The following is a 16,875-nucleotide window of genomic DNA, read 5'->3' on the forward strand; positions in this document are numbered from 1 at the left end:
AAAAAATTCAATTCATTGCTGAAGAGAAAGAAGAGGTAATATCTTTCTTTTAGCAGATGAAAAAATATTATAAAGATATAAAGCAATAGTAAATAGGAAACCCAACCTATTTTTTGCAAAGATTAAATAACTTAATAAATATGAAATATAAGTAGCAAATCTATCATTTGTTATTAGCAAGTAATTTTATAGTTAATCTCAGAGAGTGGATAACATAAATGCTTGCAAAAAATCAAGGTACAGTTGTTATTACAGGCGCATCAACAGGAATTGGTGAAGCCTGCGCTTTGCGTTTAGACAAATTAGGATTTTGTGTCTTTGCTGGTGTGCGTAAAGATTCTGATGCTCAAAAACTTCAACAAAAAGCCTCTCAAAGACTTATCCCTATTTTTTTAGATGTTACTGATGCTGATTCCATTGCATTTGCAGTTGAGACAGTAAAAAATACAGTTGGTGATGAAATTTTCGGTTTAGTAAATAACGCTGGAATCGCCGTTCCTGGCCCATTAGAACTATTACCAATTGCCGATTTTGAACAACAAATGCAAGTTAATGTCACCGGACAACTAGCAGTCACACAAGCATTTCTGGGGTTATTGCGCCAAGGTCAAGGACGAATTGTCAATATGGGTTCTATTAGCGGTAGAAGTGCTGCGCCCTTTCTTGGTGCTTACAATGCTTCCAAATTTGCACTTGAAGCACTCACCGATGTGATGCGTATGGAGTTACGACCTTGGGGAATTTCCGTTTCAATTATAGAACCAGGTGCGATTGCGACCCCCATTTGGGAAAAGTCTTTCACTCAAGCTGATACAGCAAAGCAAAATTTATCACCATCTGCCCTAAATCTCTACGGTCATGCGCTGACTGCTGTCCGTAAACAAGTAGGAATTCTGGCATCGAAGAGTATTTCATCGGATATTGTAGCTGATGCTGTTATTCACGCACTCACAGCAAAAAAACCAAAGACACGCTATCTCATTGGTCAAGACGCGAAAATAGGAGCATTCCTCAAGTATCTTTTGCCTGATAGATTGTATGACCGTGTAATTTTATATTCAATGGGTTTATAGATAATTTGCGATCGCACATAGGGCGACTAATTTTTTGTTCTGAATCTCAAGGATTGCAATTCGTCTGCGATATTTTACCGAGATTCTTTCTTAGGGTGTGTTAAACCAATTCGCAATTCAATTCCTAATCACTCGGTTTATTAAACACTTCTAAAATCTGACGACAAACTTGTTTTAGTTTCTCTGTGACTTCGGGAGAAGGGATACACTCACCGACAAAACTCCAAGTTTCTACTGTCGAAAGTCGCCACACCTCACCCCGATGGTCAAACCCAGCTACCTCTAAGCCAATAGCCCGTCGTAATTTCGTGATGGGGTCTTGGTGAAACCGAATTTGAATTAGAACGCTGCGACTGCGCCAAGATTTACTGACACCTGGAAAATGAAACCCTATATCTATAGAGTCTGGATCAACTAATTCTCTGGTGTCTGGGTCATTTTTCCAGGGTTTTAAATCTGATTTAGCATCAGGAAACTCGAATTTGAACAAGTTAACTGCTGTAGCAATCTTGCTGGCGAGTTCAAGGTTGGTTGCCTGTTCAGCTGCATTCACGAAAAAACACTCCTTGATGTGGACTGAATTAAAGGTGGGGGAGTGGGGAGTAGGGAGTAGGGACTGTGGACGGGGAATTTTAGATTTTGGATTTTGGATTGAATAATCTAAAATTCACTCATTGCAAATCCAAAATTGAAAAGCTGGGGACTGGGTATTAGGTCAATTATCCAGCCTTTAGCCTCTATCCTCTAGCCTTTAATCTCTAATTAAGTAATTGTACTTAAAAATTTTACCAAAATAGCTCGTACTGAGCTTTTTGTGGAAAATAGCAAGAGATATATTAAAAATTTTCTCCAAAATCATTTGCTGGTAGGAATCCCCAATGAATTATTCAGGGTTGGTAACAGGCTTGCCCCGAATCAAGTAAGCTCAATATTTTTAATTTTTGCTTCTGATATTTGAGACATTTTTTACCCTCAAAATTTTTGAGTTTTTTTGATTGTCTCACTTCTGGTATCGCCCATAAATCAGCATCATAAAACAATCTATGTTTAGTTTTGTGAAAGGACTGAAACCAAGCATTTATGAGCTTTTTCCCGACTTTATACTTCGCAATCTAGGTTTATTCTTAATACCGAATTACTTAAAGATTATGAGTATTTTTATTTACTCGTATCACAGCAGCATTACGTAATATATTGCACTACATTATGAAGTGCGGAATGTGGGTTTAAAAAAACCTTGAATTTTCGGTTTGAGAAACTAAGTCTCAGTTAGAGTTAAGCCAAAAGGCAAAGGACATTTTACCCCAATGCCCAATGCCCAATTACGTAAAGCCTGCGGCATAGCTGCGCTTAGAGCGTAGCGGGGCGCAGCCAATTACGAGTTACGTTAGCGGAGCGGGGCGTTAGCCCATTACAAATTACGAATTATTTGGAGGATTGATGCAAAAGTCTCTCAAGCCCAGCGATGCAAGTATAGATCGCGCTTATGATATTTTGCAGGCAGAGAAGGTCAATCCTCTCAATGCCATCTTTGCACCCCAGAGTGTCGCGGTGATTGGTGCTAGCGAAAAAGTCGGTAGTGTCGGACGCACGATTTTATGGAACTTAATTAGCAGTCCCTTTGGTGGTACTGTTTACCCTGTCAATCCCAAACGCCATAGTGTTCTCGGTATCAAAGCCTATCCCTCTATTGCGGATATTCCCGAAACTGTTGATTTAGCAGTAATTGCTACCCCAGCCTCCACCGTTCCAGGAGTCATTGCTGATTGTGTCGCAGCAGGGGTAAAGGGGGCAATTATTATTTCCGCAGGTTTTAAAGAAGCTGGTGCGGAGGGTATAGCCTTAGAACAGCAAATTTTAGAGCAAGCACGGCGCGGCAATATCCGCATTATCGGCCCTAATTGCTTGGGTGTAATGAGTCCCCAAAGCGGTCTAAATGCTACTTTTGCCAGTGCAATGGCTCGTTCTGGTAATGTCGGCTTTATCAGTCAAAGTGGGGCATTGTGTACTGCCATCCTTGATTGGAGTGTGCGGGAAAATGTCGGTTTTAGTGCTTTCGTTTCCATCGGCTCAATGCTAGATGTGGGTTGGGGTGATTTGATTTATTACCTCGGTGATGACCCGCAAACGAAAAGTATAGTCATTTACATGGAATCCATTGGTGATGCGCGGTCTTTTATCTCCGCCGCGAGGGAAGTCGCACTTACCAAACCAATCATTGTCATTAAAGCCGGACGTACAGCCGCCGCCGCCAAAGCCGCCGCCTCCCATACAGGGGCTTTAGCTGGTAGTGATGCCGTCTTGGATGCAGCTTTCCGGCGTTGTGGAGTGTTGCGGGTTGATAGTATTTCTGATTTGTTCGATATGGCGGAGGTACTGGCAAAACAACCCCGTCCCAAAGGGCCAAAATTAACAATTCTCACCAATGCTGGGGGGCCTGGGGTACTAGCGACTGATGCACTCATCGAGGCTGGCGGGGAACTGGCGACAATTTCCCCGGAAATCATTACCTCCCTGGACCAAATTTTGCCGAAACACTGGAGTCACAGCAACCCAATTGATATTCTCGGTGATGCTGACCCCCAACGCTACACCCAAGCTTTAGAAATTGCTGCCAAAGATCCCCACAGTGATGGTTTACTGGTAATTCTCACACCCCAAGCCATGACTGACCCCACCCAAACGGCAGAACAGTTAAAACCCTACGCCCAAATTGCCGGTAAACCCATCTTAGCTAGTTGGATGGGGGGTGCAGATGTGGCAGATGGGGAGATGATACTTAATAGCCAACGCATCCCTACCTATCCTTATCCAGATACGGCGGCGCGGGTGTTTAGTTATATGTGGCAATCTAGCTATAACTTACGCGGTATCTACGAAACTCCGGTATTACCTACAATTGATGCTGATACTGGCATTCCCTATCGCCACTTAGTCGAGAATATCATCTCCTCGGCTCGTCAATCAGGACGGACGATTTTAACGGAATATGAATCAAAGCAGATTTTGGCAGCCTATGGTATACCCACTGTGACAACTTGTGTCGCCAAAACTGAAGATGAGGCGGTGCGATGTGCCGACAATATTGGTTATCCAGTTGTTGTCAAACTCTATTCTGAGGTCATCACCCATAAAACTGATGTCGGTGGTGTACAGTTAAACCTACAAGATGCCGATGCAGTCCGCCGCGCCTATCGCACTATTGAATCGAATGTCCAGAAATTAGAAGCTACTTTCACCCACTCCCCCCTCTTCCTGGGTGTGACAGTGCAACCAATGGTAAAAATGGACGGCTACGAACTGATTATTGGTAGTAGTTTAGATCCTCAGTTTGGCCCAGTGTTGTTATTTGGTGCTGGGGGACAATTGGTAGAAGTATTACAAGATAGCGCGATCGCACTTCCTCCCCTCAACACAACTTTAGCGCGGCGGATGATGGAACACACCAAAATTTACAAAGCCCTCAAAGGTGTGCGGGGACGGCAAAGTATTGATATGGATGCCCTTGAGCAGTTGCTGGTAGCCTTTAGTCACTTGGTAGTAGAACAGCCTTGGATTAAAGAAATTGATATTAATCCCTTGCTGGCGACTCCTCCCAACCCACAAAATCAAGGTAATGGGGGATTAATTGCTTTAGATGCGCGGGTAGTTCTCCATGAACCAGAGATGACAGCAGCACAACTACCCAAGTTAGCCATTCGTCCCTACCCTACACAATATGTAGGAGAGTGGACAATGAAAGACGGTACACCTGTAACTATCCGTCCCATTCGTCCCGAAGATGAGCCATTGTTGGTGCAATTCCACGAAACACTCTCAGAGGAAAGCGTTTATTTCCGCTACTTCCACCTGATGAAATTAAGCCACCGCATCACCCATGAACGGCTGACACGCATTTGCTTTATTGACTACGATCGCGAAATGGCGTTAGTAGTAGAACACCAAAATCCACAAACCGGGACACGGCAAATCTTGGGAGTTGGGCGATTAAGTAAATTACATGGGACTAATGCAGCCGAATTTGCGATATTAGTAAGCGATCGCTATCAATGTCAGGGTATCGGTACAGAATTAGTTAGCCGATTGCTACAAGTAGGACGCGATGAGCAAATCACACAGATCACAGCCGATATCCTCGCTGATAATAATGGGATGCAAAGAGTCTGTGAAAAACTCGGTTTCCGCGTAGCCAGCACCAGCGATACCACCGTCAGGAAAGCTGAAATTGCCCTCTAGCTGTATTGATACCGTTTCTTAATGAAGATGCGCTTTATTCTGGACTGTAGAAACGTTCCATGCAATGTCTCTGCATATTTATTCCCCTTCCCTAGTAGGGAAGGGGGTTAGGGGGTTAGGTTTTCCACATAACGTAAAAAGTCAGCAATCCCGACGACCTAAAAATCAGGACTGGAGGGCATTTTAATGCAATTCTACGAGTAACTGACAACAGATGTATCTGGAGAGAGAAACAAACTTTTTTCAATCAAATTTTGTAATTGCGGAGTAACATTACTAGCCGTATTCAGACAAGAGACTAATAAACTATTGGCATCCCAATATTGTTGAATCAACTCCAATTGTTCATCACTAAATTGCCAATCATAACCAATTTGACGGTGACTTATCAGCAAATTTTTTAATTGCCTAGTCCAAGATTGACCGTTAGTTTGCCACCATAATTTTAATACTTTCCTATCTTGATTTGAATCTGGTAATTCATCTTGCAAATTTTGCAGAGATTGACCTAACAATGAATCTTCTGGTAGTAAATACTCAATATCCAGAGCTATTTTGACAGCAGAGATACGTTTACAAAAAATCTCTGCTGTCAAAGCGAGGGTGACAGCCAGAGTATGGCTAAGAGCCAAATCTAAAGCTAAATCATTAGACAATTTACCAGCAAAATGATTATCCAAACTTATAGCTAAAGCTTGGTTTCGGGATAGATGATAATGGGAAGGTAGAGCCAATGTAAAGTAAAAAGCGCGTACAGCCGCCGGATGATAAGTAGTGCTAACTGCTAAAGATTTCTGTTTTACCCAATCTATAAAACCCTTTAATGTGTCATCATCAGCAACTAATTCATCAACTTTTTGCTTCATTAATTGGAACAAGTGATCAGCAGAAACTAACATTTCACTGGTGAGGATAATCACTTCGCGCCAGCGTATTTCCGGCAAATAATTGACAATTTTTTCCAATGTTTTTGGATCGCTACTAGCAACAAATTTTCTAGCAGTGAAATATTCGTGAAAGGTTAAGTGAGAAAAAGAATAAATACCCCTCGCTTGTTCAACTAATAATCCATGTTGTAATTCAATAGCTTTGAGGACAGTTTTACTAACTAGCTGTAAATCTTCTATATCTGTTGGTGCATTAGGTAAAAGACAGAGATGATCAGCTATTAATTGACAAATTTTCTTCTCTTCAAAAAAATACTCTCCTCTTTCAAAGGTAATTTCAGCTATGGAACTGAGCAATTTAATCTTTTGCGCTAAGGTTAAATTTCGATAAACTTCATCTCTTTTGATTCCCCTAGCTTCATCCCATTGCACCAGCAATAATTCTAATCCTTGTCGATAAATTTCTGAGCGTTTATTGGGAAAATCACCCAAATACTGAAATACCAAACAAGTGAGATTTAATAATAGAGGTGTAGTTGCTAGTTCTTGAATCAGACGATTTTCTGGGAGTGTGAGTTTTTCTATAAATTTAGCTGCTGAGGTTTTTTCTTTATTAACAGTATTTTGAGAAAAAACTGTAAACCATTTATGAGCAAAATCGGAAATCTGTAATTTAGTGAAATCAGCAATTTCTACTTCTGCAAAACTTTTAAATTTATAATATTGAGACGCAATTCGAGAAGTAATAATTATAATATTTTTGTAATAAATTTCAGCAAATTGACTAATAATTTTATTAACTAGATCACTATTTTTTGCTGTTACTTCATCTAAACCATCTAGGAGAATGATAATTTTACCTTCATAAAGTAAAAATTCTAATTCTTGGGGAGTAATTTTATCAAGACTAAATTCTTGAATTAAATAATTAAATAAAATATTTTCATCTTCAAACTTAATCTTTTCAGCCAAATCTTTTAGGCTAATAAAAACCGGGATGCGCTGCTTTTGAAATTTACCATAATTACAAAGTATCGCCACAGATTGCAAAAAAGTAGTTTTTCCTGATCCGGGTTTTCCTAATACTAGCAGCTTAGAAAATTTCTCAACAGCGTCTAAACTTGTAATTTTATTTTTGCCAACTTCATGAGATAATTTGCTCTCAAATGTGCTTAAATCTGCAATATTTAACCATCTCTGACAGGTAAGTTCTTCTAGAATATTTACATCAACATATAATTCATCTAATGTGACAACTCGACCCACATCCAGTAACCTAAGAGTGCTACATTGATTTTGAATTTTCTCAGAGTGAGCAGCACGGACTTTATTGACTAAAGTGACGATATTATCAGCAGTGTCATTTTTGAGGGTTTTGTGAGGTGCTAATTCTTCCTCTGATTCGCAATCTACTGGTTGGACAATATCTTCTGGATTTAGCTCTAAAAAAAAGCAAATCTCATTAAAGATGCGGCGATCAATTGACTTACCAGCAAAAAACTTCCAAATTGGTTGACGACTGTCTATACCAACTTGACTCGCCAGAGATTCTTGTGTCAATCTTTTACGATTAAAAGCACGTTTGGCTTTTTTTATACCATCCTCTGAAGCCTGGAGCGATCGCTTGGTCATCATCAATATCTATTGTTGAAGCTGCTGTTAAAGAAAAAATGTACTTACATCCAACACTTAAACAGGTAAGGTGTCTAGTTTCCAGGGTAGCTTGACTGTAAATGTCGTTCCTTTACCTAAAGCACTATCAAAGTATATTGTACCCCCGTGCAATTCGGTAGATCGTTTCACAATTGCTAGCCCTAGTCCTGTCCCTGGAATGCTACCAACGTTGGTAGCACGTTGAAATGGTTCAAACAGATGAGATTGTGATTCTGGTGGAATCCCTATACCCTCATCTGTCACTTGAAAACATAAGCTATTTTCTGCCCAGATTAACTTTAAAAATACTTTACTACCTACGGGAGAATACTTAATTGCGTTAGCAAGTAGATTATTGAGTAAATGCCACATTAGCTGTTCATCTAGACAAGCAATTCGGCTATTACCATCTACTGAAAAGTTGATTTTATATTGTTCTTTAACCGATATCTGCAAAGATTCTACTATTTCTTCACAGAAAGTTACAATATCTATAGGTTTAGGGTTAAATACCAGGTTTTGAGATTCGGATCTACCTAATGTTAAGATGTTCTCTAAAAGATTGTTCAAGCTATCTGTAGCAGATTCAATGCGATTAATATGATTTTGTTTTCTTTGCTCTGACATCTGATCGCCATAGGCCTTTAACATTTCTGCACTCAGTTTAATGGTAGTCAGAGGATTACGAAACTCATGTACTGTTATATATAAGTTTTGGGATGTTTTTTGGTTTTGAGATTCAGCGATTTCTTGATTATTTTTAGCAGCGAATAAGGCTTTTTTAACTTCAATTTCTGCTTGGTGTCGGGAAATAGCAATTTCAATTGTAGTTCCTAGTATTCTTTCATCAAATGGTTTTAAAATATAGCCAAAAGGGTGTGAAGCCTTAGCTCTCTCTAATGTCACTCTATCAGCATTAGCAGTTAAGTAAACCACAGGTAAATGAAAGCGAGACTGAATTTCAAAAGAGGCTTCAATCCCATCTATTTCCCCTTCTAGTCTGATGTCCATTAACACTAAATCAGGCTGTAATTGTTCTGCTTTAAAGATTGCTTCTTCCCCTGATGCTACTAAATCACAAACAATATATCCCAGATATTCGAGAGTTTCTCTGAGGTCATCAGCAACTAGTTGCTCATCTTCAACAATTAAGATACGGATAGGATTCATAATTAATATTTTTGCTTGAGTAAATTTATAATTTATAGGTTATTTGAAATAAAGTTAACGTAGAAGGTAGTACCTGACTCACGCTCTAAGAGAATTTTACCTTTGATTTGCCTGGTAAGGTTTTTCACAATCCTTAACCCTAGAGAGTCAGTATTTTGCCAATCTAATGTTTGGGGAATGCCTATACCAGTATCTTTGACTATCAACATTAGTTGATTCTCTGGAAATTTTTCTAAGCAAATAGTTATTTCCCCCTTTTGTTGGGGAGAAAACGCATATTTTAAGCAATTAGAAACCAATTCGTTAATAATCAGTCCGCAAGGAATAGCAGTATTAAGGGTTAATTTAATGCCATTGGTTTCTATATTTAGGCGAATTTGCCTTTGACTGACTCCGTAGCAGCGAAACAAGTTATCTGTCAGACTGCGGATGTAGTCGCCAAAATCGATTTGCGAAAGCTCTGGTGATTGATACAATTGTTCATGAATCAATGCCATTGATTGCACTCGATTTTGGGACTCTTGAAATAGCATAGAAGTTATTTCATCATTAGCCCGTCGAGATTGCATCCTCAGTAAGCTAGAGATAATTTGCAGATTGTTTTTCACTCGGTGGTGAATTTCTTTGAGTAATGTTTCTTTTTCTTCTAGCGATCGCTGAATTTGTTCTACTGTTTTCTTGCGTTCGCTAATATCTAACCAGTAGCCAATCAATTCTACCGGATGTCCCCTTTCATCTTTTACCAGTCTTGCCCGATCGTATACCCAGCGATAATTTCCCTTGTGATCTAAAAAACGATATTCTAGATCAATCTCCCCTTTGATTTTCATTTGTTCTAATATCCCCATCACCAAGGGTTGATCTTCAGGATGAATACGGCTGATCCAAAATTCATGATTTGTAATATATTCCCAAGGTTGGTAGCCAAATAAAGCTTCTACATTCTCACTGATAAAAGTTGCGCCGTAATCATCTGTAGCTTTGCTGGTATAAATTACCCCAGGGCTAGAAATCAGTAAAAATTCTAAACGTTGCTGTAGTTGCAGCATTTTCACTTCGGCTTGTTTGCGTTCAGTGATATCTTCAATAATAGCCATCGCACCGATCAGATTATCACCTGCATCCCTGACTAAAGCCGTAGAAAGGCTGATATCTAAACAGCTATGTTTGTAGTTTATCTGAGTTTCGACTTGATTTAACGGCCTATTAGCTAAGGTATTCTGCACAAAACTCTGGAGTTGTTGCTGCTGATTTTCTACAAACATCCAAATTGGGTTGTTTAGCACCTCTGTGGCGGAGTAACCAAAAATCCTTTCCGCCATTGGATTCCACAAGATGAGATTCCCTTCAGCATCAACCATACTAATGGCTACGGGTGCAGATTGAATGATTGCTTGCAAAAGAGCATTTTTTTCTCTAAGTGCTATTTCAGCTTGACGCAGTTCATTCTCTACCCGTTGACGTTCGCTAATTTCTGTGAGGAGTTTGGTGTTAGCTTGTTCTAAATCAAGGGTACGCTGTTGGACTCTATCTTCCAAAGATTGATTGAGTTGTTGCAAGGTTGCTTCTGTTTGTTTGCGTGGGGTGATATCTCGACCTTCTGACAGTAGTAAAATAACTTGCCCAGTTTCATCAAAGATCGGTTTGATGGAAAAATCTAGGGTTGTCATTGTACCCTCGGCATTACTTAGGCTCAACTCAGAACTGATCAACTGTCCCTGAGACGCTTGCAAGACAACAGTTTGTAAATTACTCTTTAATTGTGGGCAATCAGAACAAGAGAATGAATCCCAAAAAGTCCGCCCGATCACGTCACTGCGTTTGGACTTAACATACTCTAGATATGCTTGATTCATTTCTACAATTGTGCCATCTGGAGTTAACAGCCCGACAAACTGGATAGTCTGCTCAAAAATAGCACGGAATTTATACTCGCTTTTTTCTAACTCTGCTGTCCGTTTCTGCACTTTCGCTTCTAGCTGTGCATTGAGATTTTGTAAATTTTCGTATAGTTCTGCTTGTTGAATGGCGATCGCTAATTGAACCGATAGTTGCTCTAATAACTCTATTTCTGATTTTTGCCATTGGCGTGGACTAGAACATTGATGAGCAACCAGTAACCCCCACAGAGAATGATTATTATTCGTTTTTCGACAATGGCTATCTAACTCTGATTGTTGATTACATAAAAAAATCGGAATAATCACCTTTGCTTTTACCTGAAAATTCTCCAGCATTTGCAAATGACATTGAGAATATCCAGCTTCATAAATATTAGAAACTACTATTTGTTTACCTAAACGGTAGCCCTTTAATCCATGTTCACATAAATAAGTATCTTGACAATAAAAATTCAGTAAAGTATTCCATTCCGGTAGAACTGATTCTGCTACAACTTTACCGCTCATATCTTGTTGAAATTGGTAGACAAGCACTCTATCAGTCTTAAAGAGATGACGAACTTCGTCTACTGCTGTATCTAAAACGCTCTCTAAACTCAACGATTGACGAATACGCAATGCAATATCAGCAATTAAGCGTTGTTGTTCTTGTTGCTGCTCTAGTTGCTGCATCAAGCGAAATCTTTCTATTACTGTCTTACAAGCACGATTGAGGGCTTCAGCAGTTATTTTACTTTTAATTAAATAATCTTGTGCGCCATTTTTCATCGCCTTGACTACAATGGTTTCATCAACAAATTCTGACAGTATAATTGCAGGAATACTCGTGTTACCTCTGTGCTGTTGAAGTTCTGCCAGGAAATCTATTCCCGTGGTATCGGACAAATTCAAACCTAACAGGATGACATCGGGTAGAGCTTGTTTGCAATATTCTAAAGCCTGTTTTGTTGATGCAAATTCGACAATTTTATATGTGTATCGCTGCTCCTGTTCTAGTAAACGATGATAGATACTGCGGTCTTCTGATAAATTGTCAATAATAACAACAATGTTTTGAAAATTTATCATGATTCTTTTTTAGACTTGATTTAATTTGTCTAAATCATAGTTTAAGTTCATATATCTTATTTTACTTAAAAAGGGAGGAACTGAATCAAAATCCCCCTTTTTAATGGGGGTTTAGGGGTATATCAAAGTATTTGATACATCACCAAAGACCTTGAAAACATCCTATTATATTGTTAAACCAGATGCTAAACCAAAATAATTTAAATTACGTAATTTTGACTCAAACTATAAATTTCATTGAGAGATTTTAACATCTCTTCTCGCTCAACCATATCATAGTTATCTATCAGCTTCTTAGATACCGTCATGATCTGATGAAGATGATCGCACAAACCATGATTAGTTGATTGATTAATATAGTTGTAATACTGGGTAATTTTTTTTTGAGTTTGTCTATTAAATGCCTTTTGTTTATCAAATCTAGCTGTGATTGCACCGAGTAATTCTGCTCTTGTAAATGGCTTCGTTAAATAATCATCTGCACCCAACTCTATGCCTTGACGAATATCAATTTGGGAAGATTTAGCTGTCAGAAATATAAAAGGAACTGATTCAGTTTCTGGATTTTCCCGTGACCAAGTAACAACCTCATATCCATTTAATTTGGGCATCGCAATGTCACAGATAATTAAATCTGGGACTTCTTCCTGTAATAATTTAATACCAACCTGTCCATTTTCTGCTTCCAAAACATTAAATTTCTCTTGAGTCAGCATTTCTACAACAATGCTACGGATATCTTCCTGATCTTCAATTACTAGAATTTTTTCCATGATTACAGTTTTATTAGCTATTTCAGTACGTGAAAATATTTAAAAATTTAATTAGTTTTGCCATTCATATTGTTTTATAAACTAATACGATGCTTTATCAAACCTGAAATTTACTTATTTTTAGCTCTTACACATATAGATAAACCTGACTTCTAAGTGTAATTACATAGAAGATTACTAGCCTTAAATGCTCTAATTTTTCCCAAAATTGCTTTCGTATACATCTCATACAAAATATACATTTAAAACCACCCCCAAACCCTCCTCGTTCACTCAGAATTTAAAGAAGGCTTAGGCGTGGCGGTGTAGAATTTTTCGTGTTTTATAAGCAAATTAAGTGAATAATAACCATACAAATCCTAGAGCATTCGTGAAATCTAAAAACCCTGGTTTCTTGAAGAAACCAGGGTTTTTAGTCTGGCTTTTTTTTAACAAGAGATTAAAGCATCTGACCTTCCTAAAACTGTCATATCTTCTGCATCTAACTCCAAAGGTGTTCCACTGCGAATTAATTCTGCAAAATCTTCGTTAGGCACCATAATAGTTAGTGTGTACAAACGAGTATTACCCGTATTTTTAATCAAATGAGTCCCGGTAGGAGGTACTAATAAACTATCTCCAGCTTTAATGGGAACTTTCTTCCCATCACACATAGCGATACCTTCCCCTTTCAAGACAAAAAACATTTCCACCGCCCATTGATGGCGATTTGGTGGTGTTTGTCCACCAGGATCAAAAATTTCTACACAGCAAGTTAGAGAGGTATTAGCATTTGTGGAATCAAAGATAATTGCTAACCTATTGGTATCGTGGGGACTAATACGGTAGACTTGATAATCTTTGGGAGACTTAATGACAGGAATGACACAACGAGTAGCTTGCATTGATTATTCCCCTCCTGTTACTTCAGGATGATTCATGGCTGTTAAAATCGCTTGTGATTCAGTCAAAAAACCAAAACATTGTTTGACGTTATATAACGTTGCTAGCCAACAATAATCGGGAGAAGTTGTAGCAGTGCAGTCTTTAATTAAAATGCAGTCATAACCTAAAAAATTTGCATCACAAAGTGTTGTAAGTACACATTGATCGGCATTGACACCAGCAAAAAATAACGTTGTTACTCCTAAATTCCGCAGGATGCTATCTAAAGGCGTATCCCAAAAACCACTTATGCGGTATTTATCCACACGAATATCTGCTGGTAATTGGGGGAGTTCGTCTACTACAGCCGCCGCCCAACTCCCTGCCATTAATACCTTAGCACCATTTTTCGGTAACGGATCACCCAAACCCACACCATCGCCTGTGGGGTTATAGACATGACGTAAACCAGCACTGATATTGAGTAAGTCGGGACGATTACCCCAATTTATCCAAATTACAGGCACATCAACGCCACGGAGTTCTGGGAGTAGACTATTTAAAGGTTCGATGGGTTTACGTGCAGGGGTCACATCTACGCCGATATGCGCCAACCAGCCGTCAGGGTGACAGAAATCGTTTTGCATATCGATGACGAGGATGGCGGCTTTTGCCAAGTCTAGGCGCAGGGTTTTCGTTTCTGTTGATAAGATAACGGGTTGTGGGTTTTTTTGGGGACGGGTGATATCTGCGATCGCCTGATTCACCATCCAAGCATTTGGTGCAATTCCCAATGTCCGCAAAGACTCATTCATAATTTGCCATACCCAACACCATTTTCTATTTTGTAACTCGAAATTCTGTTGAGTGCTTAATTGCTTAATTAAATGTCAATTAGATAGATTTAATTTTACCCCTTGCCCAATCTCATTTTGAGATGGCTCAAAAATCCGCCAAATCTCAATATCGTAGTTAGCGCGACCACTAAAAAGACTTTTTCCATTGGGATTGAATCTAATCGCTGTCACTTTGCTGGGATCTTGCTTTAAGGTGGTATTTAGTTGATTTGTTCTCAGATTCCAAAGTTTAATCGTACCGTCGTAACTGCCGCTAGCCAGAGTTTTACCATTAGGATTAAAGTCTAGGGAAACTATTGCTCCCGTATGTCCCTCAAGAATAGCGATCGCTTTTCCTGTCTCCAAATTCCACAATCTGATGGTCTTATCAACCCCAGTGCTAGCTATCATCTCTCCATTGGGACTAATCGCGGTAGAAACTACCTCTTTAGTGTGACCTGTTAGGGTTTTACTGACTTTGCGTGTACTTAGATTCCATACTTTAATAGTCTTATCCCAACTACCACTTACAAGAGTTTTACTATCTGCACTAATAACAATAGAGTTGACTATATTAGTGTGACCTTCCAAGGTAGTAATTGCTTTTTTAGTTTGCAAATTCCAAAGTTTGATTCTGTTACCTTGTCCACTAGCAAGAATCTTACCATCGTTACTGATAGCCAGGCTAGTCACTGGCAAAGAAGCTTCACCCAAAGTAGCAATTTGTTTTCCTTGTTGTATATTCCACAATCTAATAGTTTTATCTCGACTACCACTAGCCAAGATTTTGCCATCTGGACTGAAAGCAACAGACCAAACGAAATCAGAATGTCCTTTGAGGGTATGTTTTACCTCATTTGTATCCAGATTCCACAGTTTAATAGTATTATCACTGCTACCACTGGCCAGTTTTGTAGCATCAGCACTAATAGCAATAGTATTCACTTCCTCCGTATGGTCTTTGAGGGTCTTCGCAAGATAATTATCAGCACGGGAATTAGTATTGATTGTGGGATTGGCGGAAAGATCAGTCTTACCTAAACGAAATTGTAAAGACGCTATTCCCGCTCCTATTGCTAATAGCAGAACTAAAGCACTAACAAACCCAGGTTTCTGAGCTTGTCTCACTAATAATTTTAAAATAGAAGACTGTGTTAGGTGCGTTTGCGAAATGAGAGTTGGGAAAACTGATAGTGGTGGTGGCTGGGGTGTTAAGTCTGCAAGAACTTCATCTGCTGACTGATAACGTTCATGGAAATCTATTTTTAAGAGACGATCAAGCACTTGAGCAAATTTCTTACTCACAGGGTGTTTTATATGTTCTCGCCAAGATGCAACCCAACCATAACCATTCTGTATCCACAATTGAGAAGGAGAAAATCCACTCAGTAAATGAAAGCAAGTTGCGCCTAAGCTATATAAATCACTTGTTGGGTAAGCTTCTCCCCCCTGTAACTGCTCTATGGGTGTATATCCTTGTGAACCAATAGTTGTTCCCTTTTGAGCCTGCACTGTGACACTCAGTTGTTTCGATGCACCAAAATCAATTAATACTAATCGCCCATCTTTTTTACGGCGAATAATATTTTGTGGCTTAATATCCCGATGAATAACTCCTTGTTGATGGATAAATTTGAGGACTGGTAATAAATCAAGTAATAATTCCTGAATTTCATGTTCTTGATAAGTCAAACGTTGATTTAATTCTTGAGATAAGTTCTGACCATCAATAAATTCTTGTACTAAATATAAATTATTATCTTGTTCAAAGTAGGCAAAAAGCTGGGGAATTTGGGCATTTTCTCCTAACTGTTGCAGTCGTATCGCCTCTTCTTTAAATAACTCAACAGCTTTTTTCAACGCCCAAGTACCCTGTACTCGCGGAGCAAGTTGCTTAACAACACATTGATCATTTAGCTTATCTACATCTTCTGCTAAATAAGTTCTGCCAAACCCACCTTCATCAGATAGTAGATTTACTACCCGATAACGATTTCTAAGTAAACTTGTTAACTCTGTACCGCAAGCTAGGCAGTATTTTGTACCTTCAACATTTAGAGGACTGGGACAATCTGGATTTAGACAGCAAATCATAGAAGAATATATTTTTTATATAGGACTCACTTTGATTCTTGAAACATAGGTATGTTATGCAATGCACCCCCACTACCGCAAGGCGGAAGTCAAAAGTCAAAAGTCAAAAGTCAAACCATATAGAATATGTTGTTAATTTTACGCTTAGGCTAATACACTAATAATTATGATAGTGTATCAAATAAATTAGTATAATTTTTAGTGGTGGAAGAATTTAAAAGTTAATTCTGAAGAGTTAAATTTAATACATCTATACCTTGTTGAGCTTGACAAAAATTCTATTTTATGGATTGAAATCGATATATTCTCCAGAAAAAATT

10 protein-coding genes are annotated in these 16,875 nt (G+C 38.8%); 2 read left to right on the forward strand and 8 right to left on the reverse strand.

Going from position 1 to position 16,875, the window contains the following annotated elements:
- Positions 1-218: 218 nt before the first annotated feature.
- Entirely contained in the window at positions 219-1,073 is an 855-nt protein-coding gene (locus L6494_RS00125; RefSeq protein ID WP_237990883.1) for an SDR family NAD(P)-dependent oxidoreductase, read from the forward strand.
- Positions 1,074-1,197: 124 nt separating this feature from the next.
- On the opposite strand, the gene L6494_RS00130 is transcribed toward L6494_RS00125, so the two are convergent.
- Positions 1,198-1,626: a hypothetical protein gene (locus tag L6494_RS00130; protein WP_237990884.1), complete on the reverse strand. Its 429-nt coding sequence runs from the start codon at positions 1,624-1,626 to the stop codon at positions 1,198-1,200.
- 887 nt (positions 1,627-2,513) lie between these two features.
- Between L6494_RS00130 and acs the strand changes: the two genes are divergently transcribed.
- Positions 2,514-5,309, forward strand: coding sequence for an acetate--CoA ligase alpha subunit (acs, locus tag L6494_RS00135; RefSeq protein WP_237990885.1), 2,796 nt, complete (start codon positions 2,514-2,516; stop codon positions 5,307-5,309).
- A gap of 194 nt (positions 5,310-5,503) precedes the next feature.
- On the opposite strand, the gene L6494_RS00140 is transcribed toward acs, so the two are convergent.
- From L6494_RS00140 to L6494_RS00170, 7 genes are all read right to left on the reverse strand, one after another.
- Positions 5,504-7,831, reverse strand: coding sequence for an NACHT domain-containing protein (locus L6494_RS00140; protein ID WP_330911060.1), 2,328 nt, complete (start codon positions 7,829-7,831; stop codon positions 5,504-5,506).
- A gap of 54 nt (positions 7,832-7,885) precedes the next feature.
- Positions 7,886-9,019 carry a hybrid sensor histidine kinase/response regulator gene (locus tag L6494_RS00145; protein WP_237990886.1) on the reverse strand — a complete coding sequence of 378 codons (1,134 nt, stop codon included), beginning with the start codon at positions 9,017-9,019 and terminating at the stop codon, positions 7,886-7,888.
- A gap of 32 nt (positions 9,020-9,051) precedes the next feature.
- A complete protein-coding gene (locus L6494_RS00150; protein WP_237990887.1) occupies positions 9,052-11,988 on the reverse strand; it encodes a PAS domain S-box protein in 2,937 nt (978 codons plus the stop codon).
- 200 nt (positions 11,989-12,188) lie between these two features.
- A complete protein-coding gene (locus tag L6494_RS00155) occupies positions 12,189-12,761 on the reverse strand; it encodes a response regulator (protein WP_237990888.1) in 573 nt (190 codons plus the stop codon).
- Between the two features lie 428 nt (positions 12,762-13,189).
- A complete protein-coding gene (locus tag L6494_RS00160) occupies positions 13,190-13,645 on the reverse strand; it encodes a cupin domain-containing protein (RefSeq protein ID WP_237990889.1) in 456 nt (151 codons plus the stop codon).
- Between the two features lie 3 nt (positions 13,646-13,648).
- A complete protein-coding gene (locus L6494_RS00165; protein ID WP_237990890.1) occupies positions 13,649-14,440 on the reverse strand; it encodes a cysteine hydrolase family protein in 792 nt (263 codons plus the stop codon).
- A gap of 75 nt (positions 14,441-14,515) precedes the next feature.
- Entirely contained in the window at positions 14,516-16,555 is a 2,040-nt protein-coding gene (locus tag L6494_RS00170; protein ID WP_237990891.1) for a serine/threonine-protein kinase, read from the reverse strand.
- Positions 16,556-16,875 lie beyond the last annotated feature (320 nt).

This window comes from Nostoc sp. UHCC 0870 (assembly GCF_022063185.1).
GTDB lineage: Bacteria > Cyanobacteriota > Cyanobacteriia > Cyanobacteriales > Nostocaceae > Trichormus.

Excerpts from the sequence above, each read along its gene's own strand:
- L6494_RS00165 (WP_237990890.1), bottom strand. The coding sequence starts at position 14,440 with ATGAATGAGTCTTTGCGGACATTGGGAATTGCACCAAATGCTTGGATG.
- acs (WP_237990885.1), top strand. The coding sequence starts at position 2,514 with ATGCAAAAGTCTCTCAAGCCCAGCGATGCAAGTATAGATCGCGCTTAT.
- L6494_RS00160 (WP_237990889.1), bottom strand. The coding sequence starts at position 13,645 with ATGCAAGCTACTCGTTGTGTCATTCCTGTCATTAAGTCTCCCAAAGAT.
- L6494_RS00150 (WP_237990887.1), bottom strand. The coding sequence starts at position 11,988 with ATGATAAATTTTCAAAACATTGTTGTTATTATTGACAATTTATCAGAA.
- L6494_RS00140 (WP_330911060.1), bottom strand. The coding sequence starts at position 7,831 with ATGATGACCAAGCGATCGCTCCAGGCTTCAGAGGATGGTATAAAAAAA.
- L6494_RS00145 (WP_237990886.1), bottom strand. The coding sequence starts at position 9,019 with ATGAATCCTATCCGTATCTTAATTGTTGAAGATGAGCAACTAGTTGCT.
- L6494_RS00155 (WP_237990888.1), bottom strand. The coding sequence starts at position 12,761 with ATGGAAAAAATTCTAGTAATTGAAGATCAGGAAGATATCCGTAGCATT.
- L6494_RS00170 (WP_237990891.1), bottom strand. The coding sequence starts at position 16,555 with ATGATTTGCTGTCTAAATCCAGATTGTCCCAGTCCTCTAAATGTTGAA.
- L6494_RS00125 (WP_237990883.1), top strand. The coding sequence starts at position 219 with ATGCTTGCAAAAAATCAAGGTACAGTTGTTATTACAGGCGCATCAACA.